Origin of the sequence: Streptomyces violaceus, assembly GCF_036014075.1 — a bacterium.
GTDB lineage: Bacteria > Actinomycetota > Actinomycetes > Streptomycetales > Streptomycetaceae > Streptomyces > Streptomyces violaceus.
In genome coordinates this window covers 6,340,629-6,355,993 of sequence record NZ_CP107911.1, presented here as the reverse complement: position 1 = coordinate 6,355,993, position 15,365 = coordinate 6,340,629, and the positions used below count along the sequence as shown (strand labels likewise).

Sequence of the window (15,365 nt, the reverse complement as noted above, 5' to 3'; positions counted from 1 at the left end):
CTGTTTCTGTGGGCGACTGCCCCGTCCACGACGAAAGGTCACGCGTGTCCGCCGCTTCCGTCCTCCGCCGTGCCGCCACCCCGAAGAACGCTCTCGCCGGTACCGCCCTGGCCGCGGCCACCTGTGGCACCCTGATCGCCGCCGCGCCCGCCCAGGGTGCGACGACACAGGCCTCTTCGCCCAAGGCGGTCGCGAAGAAGATGATCGGCGACGACGCCCAGTACCAGTGCTTCTCCGAGATCGTCGAGCACGAGAGCGACTGGGACGTGAACGCCCGGAACGCCTCCAGCGGCGCCTACGGCCTGGTCCAGGCCCTGCCGGGCGCCAAGATGGCCTCGGCAGGCTCGGACTGGAAGACCAACGCGGCCACCCAGATCGAGTGGGGTCTGGACTACATGAAGGACCGCTACGGCAGCGCCTGCGGCGCCTGGGACCACTGGCAGTCCAACCACTCGTACTGAGCCGGACCCACCCCCCAAGACCGAAGGCGGCGGCCCCCTGATCCCCGGGGCCGTCGCCTTCGCCCTGCCCGCCGAGCCTCGTCAGCCCGTGCTCACGCGGAGTTCCTTCACACCGTTGATCCACGCCGACCGCAGCCGGCGCGGGTCGTCGACCAGCCGCAGCCCCGGCATGGCGTCGGCGATGGCGTTGAAGATCAGGTCGATCTCCAGCACGGCGAGGGACTTGCCCAGGCAGTAGTGCGGACCGCCCCCGCCGAAACCGAGGTGCGGGTTGGGATCGCGGGTGATGTCGAAGTCGTCCGGCTCGTCGAAGACCTCGGGATCGTGGTTGGCCGAGGCGTAGAACAGCCCCACCCGGTCACCCTTGCGGATCCGCTTGCCGCCCAGCTCGGTGTCCTGGGTGGCGGTGCGCTGGAAGGCGGCGACCGGGGTCGCCCAGCGCACGATCTCCTCCGCCGTCGTCGAGGGGCGGTCCCTCTTGTACAGCTCCCACTGCTCGGGGTGGGTGAGGAAGGCGTGCATGCCGTGGGTGATGGCGTTGCGGGTGGTCTCGTTGCCCGCGACGGCCAGCATCAGCACGAAGAAGCCGAACTCGTCCGAGTTGAGGTTGCCCTCGTTCTCCGCCGCGACCAGTTGCGTGACGATGTCATGGGCGGGGCACTGTTTGCGGTCGGCGGCCATGTTCATCGCGTAGGCGATGATCTCCGTGGCCGACTCGGCGCCGACCTCCTCGGTGATGGCGTACTCGGGATCGTCGTACGCGATCATCTTGTTGGACCAGTCGAAGATCTTGTCCCGGTCCTCCTGCGGGACGCCCATCAGCTCCGCTATCGCCTGGAGGGGCAGTTCGCAGGCGACCTGGGTGACGAAGTCGAACGGCCCGGTGTGCGTGCGGGCGTTCGCGACGATCGCGAGGGCCCGGGCCCTCAGCCGTTCCTCCAGGGCGCGGATCGCCCGGGGCGTGAACCCGCGCTGCACGATCTGCCGGACCCGCGTGTGCTCCGGCGGGTCCATGTTGAGCAGGATGAACCGCTGGGCGTCGATGGAGTCCCGGTCGATGTGCTCGTTGAAGCGGATGATCGCCGTGTTGAGGTACGACGAGAACAACTCCGGGTGCGTGGAGACGTACTTGACGTCGGCGTGCCGGGTGACGGCCCAGTACCCCTCGTCCTGGAAACCGGCGACATTGGCCGACTGCGGCACCCAGCAGACCGGCTCGACCCGGCGCAGCTCGGCGAACTCCGGCAGGGGCACGCGTTGATGCAGCAGGTCCGGGTCGGTGAAGTCGAACCCGTCGGGCAGCGCGGGACAGGGCATGGGCGGCTCCCACCACTCGTACCGACTCTTGTTCTGACGGCCCATCAGCTGTGCGGAGTTGCGGTGACGGTAGTAACGGGTTCTACAACTAGCAAGAGGCATGGGCCCCCCAATTGCCCGCACAACCCTTGCGGTCACGGAGTGACCGTCAGCACACTGCTGGCAGAACTAGAACGCGTACTAGTTCCGCGTAGCCTCCCGGAGAGGACCCGCACCCATGGCTGCCGAACCCGTGATCGTCGAAGCCGTACGCACGCCCATCGGCAAGCGCGGCGGCGCGCTCGCCCAACTGCACCCCGCCTACCTGCTGGGCGAGACCTACCGCGAACTCCTCGGCCGCACCGGCATCCCCGCCGACTGCGTCGAACAAATCGTCGGCGGTACGGTCACGCACGCCGGCGAGCAGTCCATGAACCCCGCGCGCACGGCCTGGCTCACGATGGGGCTGCCGTACGAGACGGCCGCGACGACCGTCGACGCACAGTGCGGGTCGTCGCAGCAGGCCTCGCACATGCTGGCCAACATGGTCGCCACCGGAGTGATCGACGTCGGCATCTCGTGCGGCGTGGAGTCGATGTCCCGGGTGCCGCTGGGGTCGGGCTCGAAGCACGGGCCCGGGAAGCCGTTCCCCGACGAGTGGAACGTGGACCTGCCGAACCAGTTCGAGGCGGCCGAGCGGATCGCCCGCCACCGTGGCCTCACCCGGGAGAACGTCGACGCGCTGGGCCTCGCCTCCCAGGAACGAGCCGCGCACGCCTGGGCGGAGGAACGCTTCAAACGAGAGACCTTCGCCGTCCAGGTCCCCACGACCGAGGAGGAACAGCACGCCGGGCAGGGCATGTGGCGGCTGGTCGACAAGGACGAGGGTCTGCGCGACACGTCGCCGGAAGCGCTCGCTTCCTTGAAGCCGATCATGCCGACGGCGGTGCATACGGCCGGCAACTCGTCGCAGATCTCCGACGGGGCGGCGGCGATCATGTGGGCGTCGAAGAGGATGGCCAGGGCCCTGAAGCTGAGGCCCAGGGCCAGGATCGTGGCACAGGCGTTGGTCGGTTCCGACCCTCACTTCCACCTGGACGGACCGATCGACGCGACGAACGCCGTGCTGGGCAAGGCCGGGATGTCCCTCAAGGACATCGACCTCGTCGAGATCAATGAGGCGTTCGCGTCCGTGGTGCTGAGCTGGGCGCAGGTCTTCGAGCAGGACCTGGAGAAGGTGAACGTGAATGGGGGCGCGATCGCGCTCGGGCACCCGGTGGGAGCCACCGGGGCCCGGCTCATCACGACGGCGCTTCATGAACTGGAGCGCGCGGACAAGGAGTTCGCGCTGATCACGATGTGTGCGGGGGGCGGTTTGGCCACCGGCACGATCATTCAGCGGTTGTAGTCGTCGTCCAGTTGATGAAGGTGGTGAATGTGGCGGGGTCGAGGGTGAGGATCGGTCCCGCCGGGGTCTTGGAGTCGCGTATAGCGACGGTGGCAGAGGCTTCGCCGACCTCTACACAATCACCGCCCTGGTCACCGCTGTAGCTGGACTTACGCCACAGGATCCCCTCCGGAACCGCGTTGCTCGCCATAGCGTTCCTCCATCAGTCGCCGGATCAACTCCGCCGAATCCCTGAGGGAGAGCGCGGCGGCCTGAAGATGATCGTAACGGAGCGAGCAGTCCTTGACGGTGTCCGGATTCGCGGTCGGATGCCCGCTGCCATACCCCTCGGTATAGACAATGTCCGGGTCGCGATCGAACCGATAGAGGTTGAATGCGCCTTGGAGACCCGCGTGCGCCCCGGCGGAAAATGGGAGCACTTGGATGTTGATCCGAGGGTTGTGCGCGAAGGACAACAAATGGGCCAGTTGACCTCGCATGGTCTCTGAGCCACCGATCTCCTGGTACAGGGCCGCCTCACTGATGACCAGCCACAGGACCGGCGGCTCCTCCTTCTCGAAGATGCGCTGGCGGGCCAGCCGGACGGCCGTGCGGTCGTCGAGGTCGGCCTGATCCAGCACACCGAGCACGGCACGTGCGTACTCCCGCGTCTGGAGGAGCCCATGCACCACGTGAGTCTGAAACGTACAGATCTCGGTGGCCCGCGCCTCCAACTCCGCCACCTGTTGGAACCAGGCCGGAAGCTGACTACGCAACACCAGATCGACCAGCCGGTACAGCTGCCCTCCCGTCTCCAGCGCCGCATCCGCCCGTTGACTGAACTCCGGCGTCGGAAGCTTCCGGGCCGTTTCGATCTGGCCGACGAGCGAGCCGGTGTAGTTGAGGATCTCCCCGAGCTGTTTCTGTGTCAGCCCGGCGGCCTCCCGGTATCTCCGCAACTCGAAGCCGTAGTAGTCGAGCGGCGACGCACCCGGGTCAAGGGCGTTGATGTGGGTCACGGCAGAAGCCCCTCTCACGCAACACGGCCCACTACAAGACCGGTTGTATCCGTTCCGTAGCCGAGAGTAGTCACCGCACGTCAGCCTTGTCCTGTGAACGAATACTTTTCCGCCCAGTACACGATCCGCCTCACCGTCGGCTCGCACGCCGCTCGGCACATCCGCCGTATCGTCCGCTCGTTCCTCGGCGAGTGGGGCATGCCCGAGCTGTCCGACGCCGTCGAACTCGGCGTGACCGAGCTGCTCGCGAACGTCGTACGGCATGTCCCGGACCGGCGTTGCGCGCTGCTGTTGCTGCGGCAGCCGACGGGCGTACGGGTGGAGGTCACGGACGGCAGCAACCGACTGCCCGTCTCCCCGCCCCGAGTGGATCCTGACTCCGAGAACGGCCGGGGACTGCTCCTGCTGGACGCGATGGCCGACAAGTGGGGCGTGTCGGTGTGGAGTGAGGGCGGGAAGACCGTGTGGTTCGAGTGCGGAACAGAGGGGCTCCAATGCCACCGCCGGCTCACCAACTGAAGGACGGCTTACAGCTGGTCCCCCACGCCGGCTGGTTCCGGAGGATGCAGCCCACCACCGTCCTTGATGTCCTGCTCGCAGGTTCGTCCGACGTAGGACTGGTCATTGGGGATCAAAAGCACTTCGGCAACCCGCTCAGGGTGCTCGACGGCGAGCCAGTCGTCGCCCCTGAGGTCACCGACCGGCCCGATCGCCTCGGACGAATAGACCGTCTGACACCCCAACGCCACGCGCTCCTCATCGACCGCGCAGGCGTCCACCGCAGCAAGGGACATCTCGTCGGCGCCGTCGAAGCGGTAGCGGAAGTGGACCTGGTCTCCCCCGGAGGGCACCTGCGGGTGGGGCTCAAGACGCCAGTCGACGACCTCGGCGGTGACGCCGAGAAGCCGCCCGGACGTGTCCTCGACCTGCACCCTGACACCGGCCTCACCGCGCTCCGCAGTCGTGTCGGTGCAGCCCCAGGCGGCAGAGCAGCCGGACAGGGCGAGAATCGCCAGAGCCGACGGAGCACCGGCACGTACCCGTGCGGGGAACACTCAGGTGACCTCCAGTCAGGGTGGAGCGGCGCAGTGTATCCCGAGCAGGCCCCCGTGCCGGGTCAGAGCGGGGTACCCGCCCTGCACGCCCACGGCAGCCGGGAGATCAGCCAGCCGTCGCCCAGAGGGGCTCCCTCGGCGCTGAGCAGGGTTCCCGAGCGGACTCGTACTGCATCCATCAGTGCTCTACCGCGCAGCGCTGGAGCCTCGGACAGTGCCTGCGCGAGTGCCGTGACGGCGGCTCTGACCCGGCGTGCCGCGCACATCTGGGGGTGGACGGCCCACACCTCGCGGTCCGATGCCGCGTGGCGCAGCTGAGCGAAGGAGACCAGCCCGCAGTCCGTCGGGGTGAGGACGGGACCCGCGCCCTGTGCGAAGCGCGCGAACCGGTCCTGTGGTGCCAGCACCGCCAGCGCGCCACCGGGGCCCGGCGCGAGCCCCGCCCGCCCGGCCTCCTCGCCGACCGCGAGCCCGAGCGCCGCCCAGCCGGGCTCCTCGTCCTGGGCGACGGCGAGCGCGTCCACCCCCAGGGCCAGCGCTCCCTCGACGATCCTGCGGGCCAGCGCGTCCCCGTCGGGTGCCCAGCTCAGTGCGGGCGCCCCGACCCGTACGAAGGGCAGCAGACAGGTCAGCCCCGCGGCCTGGTAGACCGGCAGGGCTCGGCGGGCCCCCTCCGCGTCGGCGTGACCGACGACCGCCGCATAACCGGCAGCGGCGACAGTACGGGCGACCTCCGGCGCCTCGTCATACACATGCCACTCGGCGGCGTCCGGGCGGGCCGCTCTGACCCGTTCCAGATGGCCGAGAAGGGCCGCTCCCCAGTCCGTACGCGGACCGGTCAGCGGTGCGACGACGGCGACTCTCGGTCCGGCCATCGGCTCATCCCCAGATCAGCGAGTCGCTGCTCGCGGCCACGGCCTCGGTGCCGTTCGTCGTGGTGCTCGGCGCGCCACCGAGGACGAGGGCCGTGGCGAGCACCGCGAACAGGCCACGGAGCAGGTGAGAAGGAGCAGACATGAGGGTCCCCCTGGATTGTCGTCCGAAAGGTCGTCGTTTTCGACGGTCGTCGGGTGTGTGGTCGGCGGCGAACGCCGGGGGCTCAGCATGTTGTGGCGAGGCCGTTCGCGGCTACGGCGAGGGGAGTTCCGGGACCGGCCATGGCCAGGGGCGGACGACGGCCGGGGCACGGCGTGGGACCCTCCGGCTGTCCGTATAGCGGACCGCGGCTTTTCCGATGGGCGGAACCGTTCTTAAGATCCCCGACGGAGCGTCAGGGGGATGGCGCTCGTGAATCAGTAGGGGGACGATTCCACGTGGACGCACGCGCCCGAGCACAGGAGCTCTACCGGCTCGCTCTCGACAACGCGGCCTGGCGCCCGGAGACTCTCACCGAGAACCGCGGCTGGAGCGGGACGGAACTCGCCGAGGCGCTCCGGCTGCTCGGCGAACTCGGCCTGTTCGTACCGTCCTCGGACAACCGCAACGGCTGGACGGCGCTCGCCCCGGACACGGCGCTGCGCAAGCTGCTCCTCGACGAGGAACAGCACACGAACGCCCTGCTGACCACCGTCCGGCAGACACGCTCCTCGCTCGCCCAGGTCTTAGCGGACTTCCAGCCGGTGCACGCCCGTGACCTGGCCTCCGCGCAGATGGAGGTGGTGAATGGTATGGCCAACGTGTCGGCGGTCCTGGAGGACGCCTCGCGGCGGGCGGAGGAGGAGGTTCTCTCGCTGCACCCCGGCCGCGCGCTGCCCGCCGGGATGGTCGAGGCAGGACTCGAACGCGACCGGATCGTACTGGGCCGCGGCGTACGGATGCGTACGATCCATCTGAGCTCGGCGGCCACCGCTCCGCACATGACGGCCTATCTGCGGCGGCTGAACGGCGCGGGCGCCCAGGTCCGCACCGCGCACACCCTGCCGCTGCGGCTGATCGTGGTGGACCGCTCGCTGGCGATCGTGCCCGCGTCCCAGACATCGGACGGGGAGATCGCCGCCGTAGTGCTGCGCGGCGAGACGCTGGTCGGGGTGTTCCGGGGGATCTTCGAGCACTGCTGGGCCAGTGCCACCGTGCTGACCGAGTCCGCGACCGACAGCCCCGAGGGCGACTGGCACCCGACCGGCCGCCACCGCGAGCTGGTGCGGATGCTCGGGGGCGGACTCACCGACGAGGCGATGGCCCGCAAGCTCGGGGTCTCCGAGCGCACGGTCCGCCGCCTCGTCTCCGAACTGACCGAACGGTTAGGAACGGCCAGCCGATTCCAGGCCGGTGTCTGCGCCGTCCGGCTCGGCTGGCTCGACGACTGACGTCTGCCGCACGGCGGCCGCGCTGCGGCCCCATGCCGTGCCCGCGAGCACGAGGAGCGCGCCCAGCAGCCCCAGCCATCCGGGCCGGTCCCCGGCGAGTGCGATTCCGAAGACGGCGGCCCACACCGGCTCGGTGCCGAGCAGCAGGCTGACCCGGGAGGGCGATGTCCGGCGTACGGCCCACATCTGCACGAAGAACGCGAACAGGGTGCAGAACGCCGACAGGTAGAGCAGTCCGAGCCAGTCCCCGGTGTCGAAGTCCGCCGCGGCCGCCCACGGGGTGCTTCCGGTACCGGGCGCCGCGAACAACAGCGCGAACACCATGACCGCGCTGCCCAGTTGCACCGTGGTCATCGACAGCGCATCCGCACCCTGCACCGACCGCATGCGCGACATCGCCAGGACGTGCACGGTACGGGCCACGGCCGCGCCCAGCATCAGCAGATCGCCGAGGGACGGTGCGCTGAACCCGGCGCCCTGGGTGAGGAGCAGGACACCCAGCACCGAGAGCCCCGCTGCCGCGGCGAACGACCGGGAGGGCCGGGTGCCGGTGAGCCGGCTCTCCGCGAGCGGCGTGAAGATCATGGTGAGGCTGATGATGAGACCGGCGTTGGTCGCAGAGGTGTGCACGACGCCGTACGTCTCCAGGAGGAAGATCCCGGACAGGATCAGCCCGAGGACGCCGGCGCCCCGTATCTGTGCCCCGTCGAGCGCCCGCAGCTTGCGCCACCCGGTGACGACCAGGACCGGCAGCACCACCCCGAACCGCAGAACGAGCACGGCCAGGACGGTTTGGGTCGTGGTGATGTCCTTGGCGGCGAGATAACTGGAGCCCCACACCACCGCGACCAGCAGGACGGGCAGATCGGTCAGCCAGGCGCGGCGGGCCGCGTTGACGGTCATGGGGACTCCTAGGGCGGCGGACGATGAGGTGTGGGGCTGGAGCGGGCTCAGCGCGCGGTGTAGGCGATCACCAGGACGTCGCGGTGAGCGGCGAGTTCGGGGTCCACCGGTTGCACCGGGGTCACCGAGTGCAGCGTGCGGCGGTCGTCGCCCAGCAGCAGGTCACCGGGCTCGGACAGGGTAACCGTGAGCAGGTGTTCACCCTCGTCGGAGTAGACGCCGCTCTCACCGCCGGTGACATTGCTGCGGCCGATCAGCAGCGAGGTGATGAAGGTGACGCCGTCACGGTGCCGGCCCTCGGGCGCCGGCTGGCCCTGCTGGTCCGTGGAGGCGCTGATGCGGTACGGGTGCAGTTTCACGTTCCACGACGCTGTGCCGTCGACTGCGGTGAAGATCCGGCCGAGTTCGACGAGGACGGAGCGCAACAGCGGGTCACCGGCGAAGGACTCGGTCAGCGGGTCGAATACGCGCTCGACGCCGCCGTTGAGCGGATTGATGTCCGACTCCTGACGGTACGGCGCGTGCGGCAGCAGGGTGAGTTCGCCCTCGGCAGGGTCGAGCTCGAACTGTCCGTAGCGACGGAACCGGTAGGTGCCTCCGTCGGCCATGTACGTGTCTAGGGTGAGCTCGTCCCAGTGGGCGGCGAAGCGCGCCCAGTCGGCGGCGCCGACACCGGCCAGCGCGGAGAGCTGTGCGGCGGGCATCAGATGACCGCCGGGCCCGGCAAGGGCGTTGACGGCATCGACGGCGGCGGGGTGATGGATGGCGGCAGTGGTCATGGCGTACTCCATGGGAGGAGAGAGGACGAGGGGACGAGGCGGGGAGGGGGAGATGATGAGAAGGGCGGGAGGGCACTCAGACGGTGGCGAGAACGGACTCCGCCGCAGGGACGAACGGCGCCGACTCCGCGCTGATCGCCCGCTCCTCCCACTGCTCCCGGTCACGCAGATAGAGCGGTGATCCGACGGCGATGGAGCGCGTGTCGGCGCCTCCGGTGCGCAGCCGCCAGGTCACGGACCCGGTGGTGCGGGCGGCGCAGGCGTCGATGAACACCTGGGTCGCGAGCCGAAGTTCGCCGAACCAGCGGCCCTCGAGGGCCTCCCGCGTCCAGACCTGTTCCAGATGCCGCTTCTCGCGGATGAGTTCGGCGTCCAGGCAGGCGCTCTCGATGTGCCGGTAGCTGCTGAGCAGGAGCCAGGCGGCGGGCATCTCACGGATCTCGAGGACCTTCTCGCCGTGATCGAGGTGCTCGAGGCCGGAGTAGCGGCCGAGTCCGTACGCCCCGACCCGCCGGTTGAGCCGCTCGACCAGCCCGGTCAGCGGCAGCGGTTCGCCGTCGAGCGCGACGGGCAGCCCGTGTTCGAAGGTGACGGTCAGGGTGTCGGTGTCGCCGGGTCGGGCGGTCGGCCGGCTCCAGGTGTACATCTCTTCGGGGACCTCGTGGAGTTCGGGGTCGTCGAGGATGCCCGACTCGAACTCGCGGCACCACAGGTTGGAGTCGCCGCTGACGATCCGCCCGGCGAGCAGATCGATGCCGGCGGCGCGCAGTTCGACGAGCTTGTCGTCGCGAGTGACGGGATCGAGATCGTACGGGCTGCCGAACGCGCCCTTGTAACCGAGCAGCGCCAGCGCCCCGTTGAGGCGGCGCAGGGTGTTCTGGGAGCGGTTGGCGGTGTGCAGCACGGCCTGCGCGCCGAGCGCACGGGCCAGTCCGACCGCGCTGTGGGCGATCAATGGGCGGCTCAGCGTGGAGCTGACGGGGTGGATACCGAGGTAGACGGCCTGGGCGGCGATCGCGGGAGCCACGTACCGGTCGGCGAACTCGGCACGCCGGTCGAGGATGTGGATCGTCGCGCCGAGCGCTTCGGCCACCTGGCGTTTGTAGGTGCTGGACTCGTCCTCGCCGATGTCGACGCTCACGGCGTGCACCTCGCGGATGCCCATCCGCCGCAGCCGCAGCAGCAGATACGAACTGTCGAGTCCGCCGCTGAACAGGGTCACGACGGGGCGGTCCGGGTCCAGGGAGCCGAGCTGCGAGAAGGAACGTATGAGCGGGGCACGCATGGCCTCTTCAACCTCTGCACTGGTCACAGGGGAGAAGACTTCCGTGCCGGGAAGCACCCGACAACGGATTCCGGCGTCCGTGCCCGGCCATGACCGGACCCGGAAACGCCGCCCGGCCAGGGAGTAACCAGAGACGCCGTCAGTTGTCCTGATGAGCCAGCTGCGGGTGGACGTCGTTCGGGCTCCGTCCGTCGACCGTGACGGTCGTGGCGACGGGCCCGTATCCGCTGGCGATCAGGGAGTAGTCGCCCGCGTCCAGGTCGGTGAAGGCGTAGGCGCCGTCCGTGCCGGTGATGGCGGTGCCCACGACGTTCCCGGCGGCATCGACGAGGGTGACGCGGGCGTCGGCCACGGGGTTGCTGCCGTTCCCCGCGCGGACGACGCCCTGCAACCGCGCGCCGGGTTGCAGCAGCACCTCGAGGCCGGTGGTCGGGGCGCCGGACATCACGGGGAGCGCGGCCGGGCGGTAGCCGGGGGCGTTCACGGCGATCGTGAGGTCGCCGGCGGGCAGGTGGCCGAAGCCGAACGCGCCGGTCATGTCCGTCATGGCCGTGGCCAGGACGTCGCCGCGGATGTCCGTCACGACGACCGTCGCGCCCTCCACCGGCAGCCTGTCGTCGGCCGTGGCCACCGTGCCCGCGAGGCCGCTGCCGCCGGACAGGACCACGTCGTGGGGCAGCGGCTCCTCGCCGAGCGTGAGCGTGGTGGCCTGGGGCTGGTGACCGTCCGCCGCCGCGATCAGGACGTACGAACCCGCCCGGGGGGCGGTCAGCCGGTAGCGGCCGGCGTCGTGGGCCACTGCCCGGCCGACCTGGCGCCCGGCCAGGGAGATCAGGGTGAGCGTGGCGCCTTCCATGACGTTACCGGCGCCGTCGCTCACCCGGCCGGTGACCATCGGGCCGTGCGCGGCGGCATGCGCGGGCCCGGACACGGACGCGGACTCGGACGCGGACTCGGACGCGGACTCGGACGCGGACTCGGACGCGAGCTCCGGCACGGACACCGGCTCCGGCTCGGACACCGGCTCCGGCTTCGGCTTCGGCTTCGGCTTGCGGAGCAGCACCGCCCCGACCAGCGCCGCCAGCAGCGCCAGGGACGCGGCGACGATCAGGCAGAGCTGGAGGCCGTCGAGGAAGGACTCGGACAGGGCGCCCAGGGCGCGGCCGGTGTCGGCTCCCAGGTCCAGCTGGGCCACCGCCCCCAGTCCGGCGGCGTCCACAGCGGCGGTGACCTGATGGGCCGTCGCTCCGTTCACGCCGGCGTCGGCGAGGTGACCGGGCAGAGCGTCGGTGGCCCTGGTGGTCAGCAACGTGCCGAGGACGGCGGGGCCGAGGGCGCCGCCGACCTGCCGGAAGGCGTTGTTGCCCGCCGCCGCCATACCGGCCAGGTGATGCGGCACGGACGCCACGGCGGTGGCGGTCATGGGGGTGATGACCAGGCCCATGCCGAGGCCGAGCAGGGCCAGGCGCCAGGCCAGCGGCCCGAACGCGGTGTGCGCGTCGAGCGCGGTCAGGGACAGCAGCGCGGCCGTGGCGGCCAGGAGGCCGGTGGTGATCAGGGCGCGGGCCGGGATGCGCCGCATCAGCGGTCCGACGACGACTCCGACGAGCAGGCTCACCGCCGTCACCATCAGCATGCGGTAGCCCGCGTCCAGGGTGTCGAGCCGCTGCACCATGCCGAAGTAGAGGCTGAGGACGAAGAAGAAGCCGATCAGGCCCAGGAAGCTGATCATCGCGATGAGCGTGGTCGCGCTGAACGCGGCGCTGCGGAACAGCGTCAGGTCCAGCATCGGGCTGGGGCTGCACCGTTCGGCCAGGACGAAGGCGAGGGCGCCGACGGCCGCGAGGGCCAGGGCGACGATGACTTCGGGCTCGGAGAAGGACTGTGCGCCGCCCTCGATCACGCCGTAGACGAGCGCGGTGATGGTCAGTGCGGCGGTGAACTGGCCGGGCCAGTCCAGCTTGCGCGAGCCGGGGGCCCGCGAGTCGGCGACCAGCGGCACGGCGAGGGCCATGGTGAGGAGGGCCACGGGTATGGCGGGCAGGTAGATCCAGTGCCAGGCGGTGTGGTCGAGGATCACGCCCGCCATGAGGGGGCCGACGGCCAGCGCCAGCGAGAGGGCGGCGGCCCACAGTCCGACGAACTTGGCGCGTTCGTGGGGGTTGGGCACCGCGTGGCTGATCAGCGCCAGTGTGGTGGGCAGCAGCGCCGCCGCGCCCGTCCCGGCCAGCGCCTGGCCGGCCCACAGCACCTGGACGGACTGCGCGCTCATCGCGACGGCGGCCCCGGCGGCCGAGAAGAGCAGGCCGGCCTGGAAGACCTTCTTGCGGCCGTGCACGTCTCCGACGACCCCGGCCGTCAGGATGAGCGCGGCCATGGGCAGCACGAACGCGTCCGAGACCCAGGACAGTTGGGAGGTCGAGGCGTGCAGGTCCCGCTGGATCGCGGGGAGACTCACGGAGACGGTGGTGACCGGCAGGTAGGCGACGAACACCCCGATGCAGGCCATCAGGAGTGTGGCTTTCGGACTCCGCCGAGGTCCGTCAGCCGTCGTTGCCAGGTTCACAAAACCCTCCATGTCGATGTTCGGGTGGACAGCGAGGCACACCTTTCAGCCACACGCCGCCGAGAGCCAGCCAGGGCCCGCCCGGGTGCGGAAAACCGACATGCGGAGGGCGCTTTCGACGGTTTTCCGACACGCTGATCCGGCCGGTGCGGTGCGTCAGCCGACGGAACTGGCCGAGCGGCCGGTGCTCGGATCCGCCGCCCGGGACGCCCGGCGCACGGCGGTGGCCGCCCTGGGCCCGGACAGCAGATACGTCAGCGCGAAGCCCGCCCCGACCACCACCGCTCCCCCGGCCGCGTCCAGCACCCAGTGGTTGGCCGTCACGACGATCGCGGAGCCGGTGAGCAGCGGATGCAGCAGACCGAGCGCCTTCGTCCACCACCGGCGCGCCAGGACGGCGATCACGACGCCGCACCACAGCGACCAGCCGAAATGCAGCGACGGCATGGCCGCGTACTGGTTGGTGACGTCCGTGAGCGTGCCGTAGTCGGGTTGGGAGAAGTCCTGGACGCCGTGGACGGTGTCGATGAAGCCGAGCGTCGGCATCAGCCGCGGCGGGGCCAGCGGGTAGAGCCAGAAGCCGGCCAGGGCGAGCAGGGTGGCGAAGCCGATGGCGGAGCGGGCCCAGCGGTACTCGGCGGGGCGGCGCCAGTACAGGACGGCGAGGACGGCCAGCGGGACGACGAAGTGCAACGACTCGTAGTAGAAGTCGGAGAAGGCCCGCAGCCAGTCGGTCCGTACCACGGCGTGGTTGGCCCAGTGCTCGATGTCGAGGTGCAGGGCGCGTTCCAGGCCGAGGATCTGCCAGGCGTGCTCCTCGGCCTCGGCCCGGCCGGCCGAGACGCTGCCGCCGGTGGCGGCGAGCCGGACCTGGGAGTAGGCGGCGTAGGCGACCCGGAGGAGGAGCAGCTCCAGAAGGAGGTTCGGCCGGGTGAGGACCCGGCGCAGGAAGGGCACCAGCGGCACGTGCCGGAAGCGGGCCGGGGCGGCGGGCGCGTACTCGGTCGGTATCGGCGACTGGTAGGTGGGCGAGGCGCGGGACAGGAACGGAACGGCCACGGCGGCGGCCAGGGCGGCCAGCAGGACGAGGTCGGTGCGCAGCGGGTCCAGCGACGCCATGTCCGGCAGCAGCATCCTGCTCGGCAGGGTCATGACCAGGACGACGGCGACGGGCCATACGTACCGGTCACGGGCGCGTCTGCCGGCCCGGCCGACGACCGCGAGCAGCACCCACAGCAGCTGGTGCTGCCAGGCCGTGGGTGAGACGGCGATGGCGGCGCAGCCGGTGATCGCGACGGCGAGGAGAAGCTGGCCGTCGGCGAAGAACCGCACGGCGCGGCGCAGGGCCAGGACGGCGACGGCGGCGCCGAGGGCCAGGAAGAGCGCGACCTCCAGGGGGCCGTTCAGGCCGAGCCGCAGCAGGGCGCCGTGCAGGGACTGGTTGCCGAGGTCGCCGGCCCGGCCGCCGAGGCCGGCACCGGCGAGGTGGTGGACCCAGTAGACGGAGGAGTCGTGCGGCATCGCCGCCCAGGCGAGCGCGGTGCAGGCGGCGAAGGTGACGCCGCCGGAGAGCGCGGCGCGTCTGCGGCCGGTGAACCACAGCAGGGGGGTGAAGAGCAGCAGTGTGGGCTGGAGCGCCGCCGCGACACCGATGAGCATGCCGCTGGTCCGCTGGCCGTGGGCGACGAAGCAGCCCAGCAGGACGAGCAGGACCGGGATGATGCTGGACTGGCCGAGCCACAGGGTGTTGCGGACCGGCAGGGACAGCATGAGCAGGCCGATGGCGACGGGCGCGGCCAGCAGTGCGGTGCGGCGGCCGATGGGTTGGGGCAGGGCGCGGGCGGCGATCAGGCCGAGGGCGGCGACCAGCAGCAGCGTGCCGAAGGTCCAGCCCCAGCCGAGGGCCTCTTCGGCCGAACGGGCGAGGGGCTTGAGGACGAGCCCGTGGAAGGGGGTGCCGGTGAAGCGGGTCGAGTCGTACAGCGAGCCGTTCACCTGCAGGACGCCGTTCGGCCCGACCCAGGTCTCCAGGTCCGTCAGCCGCTCCCCGCGCGGGGTGCCGAGGACGACGGCCACCTGCCGTGCGGCGAGGACGGCGACGATCAGCCACAGCCCGAGGCACACCACGCGCAGGCGTGCGTGAGGTCTGCCGACGGCTGTCGCTCCGAAGGCTTCCGTCGGTCGTCCGCTGCGCTCCGCATTCGTCACGCCTCGTCGGCCTTTACCCTGTATGCCCCCTTTATCCGGTTGACGATAGTGCGCGAGACGCGCGGTTGCCTCTCGTGGACGCGAGAAGGATCACATCAAG

Annotated in this window: 15 protein-coding genes; 4 read left to right on the top strand and 11 right to left on the bottom strand. The window is 70.5% G+C overall.

The features are described 5' to 3' along the window. Positions 1 to 44 precede the first annotated feature (44 nt). The gene (locus tag OG542_RS28615) at positions 45 to 461 is read left to right on the top strand and encodes an aggregation-promoting factor C-terminal-like domain-containing protein (RefSeq protein ID WP_328414481.1); all 417 of its coding nucleotides are present in this window, start codon (positions 45 to 47) and stop codon (positions 459 to 461) included. A gap of 81 nt (positions 462 to 542) precedes the next feature. Here OG542_RS28615 and OG542_RS28610 read toward each other — a convergent pair whose 3' ends face one another. Beyond that, positions 543 to 1,778: a cytochrome P450 gene (locus OG542_RS28610; protein ID WP_311125430.1), complete on the bottom strand. Its 1,236-nt coding sequence runs from the start codon at positions 1,776 to 1,778 to the stop codon at positions 543 to 545. A 217-nt stretch (positions 1,779 to 1,995) separates the two neighbouring features. Here OG542_RS28610 and OG542_RS28605 point away from each other — a divergent pair, with 217 nt between their 5' ends. Next, complete coding sequence (locus OG542_RS28605) at positions 1,996 to 3,165, top strand: steroid 3-ketoacyl-CoA thiolase (protein WP_261679920.1); 1,170 nt, start codon at positions 1,996 to 1,998, stop codon at positions 3,163 to 3,165. Here OG542_RS28605 and OG542_RS28600 read toward each other — a convergent pair. Beyond that, on the bottom strand, positions 3,149 to 3,355 hold the full coding sequence (locus tag OG542_RS28600) for a DUF397 domain-containing protein (protein WP_328414476.1): 207 nt from the start codon (positions 3,353 to 3,355) through the stop codon (positions 3,149 to 3,151). The genes OG542_RS28605 and OG542_RS28600 overlap by 17 nt on opposite strands. Then, entirely contained in the window at positions 3,315 to 4,163 is an 849-nt protein-coding gene (locus OG542_RS28595) for a helix-turn-helix domain-containing protein (RefSeq protein WP_328414474.1), read from the bottom strand. Before OG542_RS28595 ends, OG542_RS28600 begins: the two co-directional genes overlap by 41 nt. Before the next feature lie 93 nt (positions 4,164 to 4,256). Here OG542_RS28595 and OG542_RS28590 point away from each other — a divergent pair, with 93 nt between their 5' ends. Next, entirely contained in the window at positions 4,257 to 4,682 is a 426-nt protein-coding gene (locus OG542_RS28590) for an ATP-binding protein (RefSeq protein WP_328414472.1), read from the top strand. Between the two features lie 8 nt (positions 4,683 to 4,690). Here the strand turns inward: OG542_RS28590 and OG542_RS28585 are convergent, their stop codons facing one another. From OG542_RS28585 to OG542_RS28575, 3 genes are all read right to left on the bottom strand, one after another. Continuing rightward, positions 4,691 to 5,218, bottom strand: coding sequence for a hypothetical protein (locus OG542_RS28585; protein ID WP_328414470.1), 528 nt, complete (start codon positions 5,216 to 5,218; stop codon positions 4,691 to 4,693). 62 nt (positions 5,219 to 5,280) lie between these two features. After that, the gene (locus OG542_RS28580) at positions 5,281 to 6,093 is read right to left on the bottom strand and encodes a hypothetical protein (protein WP_328414468.1); all 813 of its coding nucleotides are present in this window, start codon (positions 6,091 to 6,093) and stop codon (positions 5,281 to 5,283) included. 4 nt (positions 6,094 to 6,097) lie between these two features. Continuing rightward, positions 6,098 to 6,235, bottom strand: coding sequence for a hypothetical protein (locus OG542_RS28575; protein ID WP_328414466.1), 138 nt, complete (start codon positions 6,233 to 6,235; stop codon positions 6,098 to 6,100). Positions 6,236 to 6,531: 296 nt separating this feature from the next. On the opposite strand from OG542_RS28575, the gene OG542_RS28570 reads away from it, so the two are divergent. After that, positions 6,532 to 7,524 (top strand): helix-turn-helix transcriptional regulator, encoded by a 993-nt coding sequence (locus OG542_RS28570; protein ID WP_328414464.1) that lies wholly within the window; start codon positions 6,532 to 6,534, stop codon positions 7,522 to 7,524. Here OG542_RS28570 and OG542_RS28565 read toward each other — a convergent pair. The 5 genes from OG542_RS28565 to OG542_RS28545 form a co-directional block, all read right to left on the bottom strand. After that, positions 7,459 to 8,427 (bottom strand): DMT family transporter, encoded by a 969-nt coding sequence (locus OG542_RS28565; protein WP_328414462.1) that lies wholly within the window; start codon positions 8,425 to 8,427, stop codon positions 7,459 to 7,461. The two genes, OG542_RS28570 and OG542_RS28565, sit on opposite strands and share 66 nt — an antisense overlap. Before the next feature lie 47 nt (positions 8,428 to 8,474). After that, on the bottom strand, positions 8,475 to 9,206 hold the full coding sequence (locus OG542_RS28560) for a 2OG-Fe dioxygenase family protein (protein ID WP_328414460.1): 732 nt from the start codon (positions 9,204 to 9,206) through the stop codon (positions 8,475 to 8,477). A gap of 76 nt (positions 9,207 to 9,282) precedes the next feature. Continuing rightward, on the bottom strand, positions 9,283 to 10,491 hold the full coding sequence (locus OG542_RS28555) for an argininosuccinate synthase-related protein (RefSeq protein WP_328414458.1): 1,209 nt from the start codon (positions 10,489 to 10,491) through the stop codon (positions 9,283 to 9,285). Between the two features lie 139 nt (positions 10,492 to 10,630). Continuing rightward, entirely contained in the window at positions 10,631 to 13,000 is a 2,370-nt protein-coding gene (locus tag OG542_RS28550) for an MFS transporter (protein ID WP_328414456.1), read from the bottom strand. 213 nt (positions 13,001 to 13,213) lie between these two features. Then, positions 13,214 to 15,265, bottom strand: a complete 2,052-nt coding sequence (locus OG542_RS28545; protein ID WP_328414454.1) for a bifunctional glycosyltransferase 87/phosphatase PAP2 family protein — start codon at positions 15,263 to 15,265, stop codon at positions 13,214 to 13,216. Positions 15,266 to 15,365: the final 100 nt, after the last annotated feature.

Coding starts and splice junctions, on each gene's coding strand:
- OG542_RS28610 (WP_311125430.1), bottom strand. CDS start 1,778: ATGCCCTGTCCCGCGCTGCCCGACGGGTTCGACTTCACCGACCCGGAC.
- OG542_RS28605 (WP_261679920.1), top strand. CDS start 1,996: ATGGCTGCCGAACCCGTGATCGTCGAAGCCGTACGCACGCCCATCGGC.
- OG542_RS28600 (WP_328414476.1), bottom strand. CDS start 3,355: ATGGCGAGCAACGCGGTTCCGGAGGGGATCCTGTGGCGTAAGTCCAGC.
- OG542_RS28580 (WP_328414468.1), bottom strand. CDS start 6,093: ATGGCCGGACCGAGAGTCGCCGTCGTCGCACCGCTGACCGGTCCGCGT.
- OG542_RS28575 (WP_328414466.1), bottom strand. CDS start 6,235: ATGTCTGCTCCTTCTCACCTGCTCCGTGGCCTGTTCGCGGTGCTCGCC.
- OG542_RS28565 (WP_328414462.1), bottom strand. CDS start 8,427: ATGACCGTCAACGCGGCCCGCCGCGCCTGGCTGACCGATCTGCCCGTC.
- OG542_RS28560 (WP_328414460.1), bottom strand. CDS start 9,206: ATGACCACTGCCGCCATCCATCACCCCGCCGCCGTCGATGCCGTCAAC.
- OG542_RS28555 (WP_328414458.1), bottom strand. CDS start 10,491: ATGCGTGCCCCGCTCATACGTTCCTTCTCGCAGCTCGGCTCCCTGGAC.
- OG542_RS28550 (WP_328414456.1), bottom strand. CDS start 13,000: ATGGCCTGCATCGGGGTGTTCGTCGCCTACCTGCCGGTCACCACCGTC.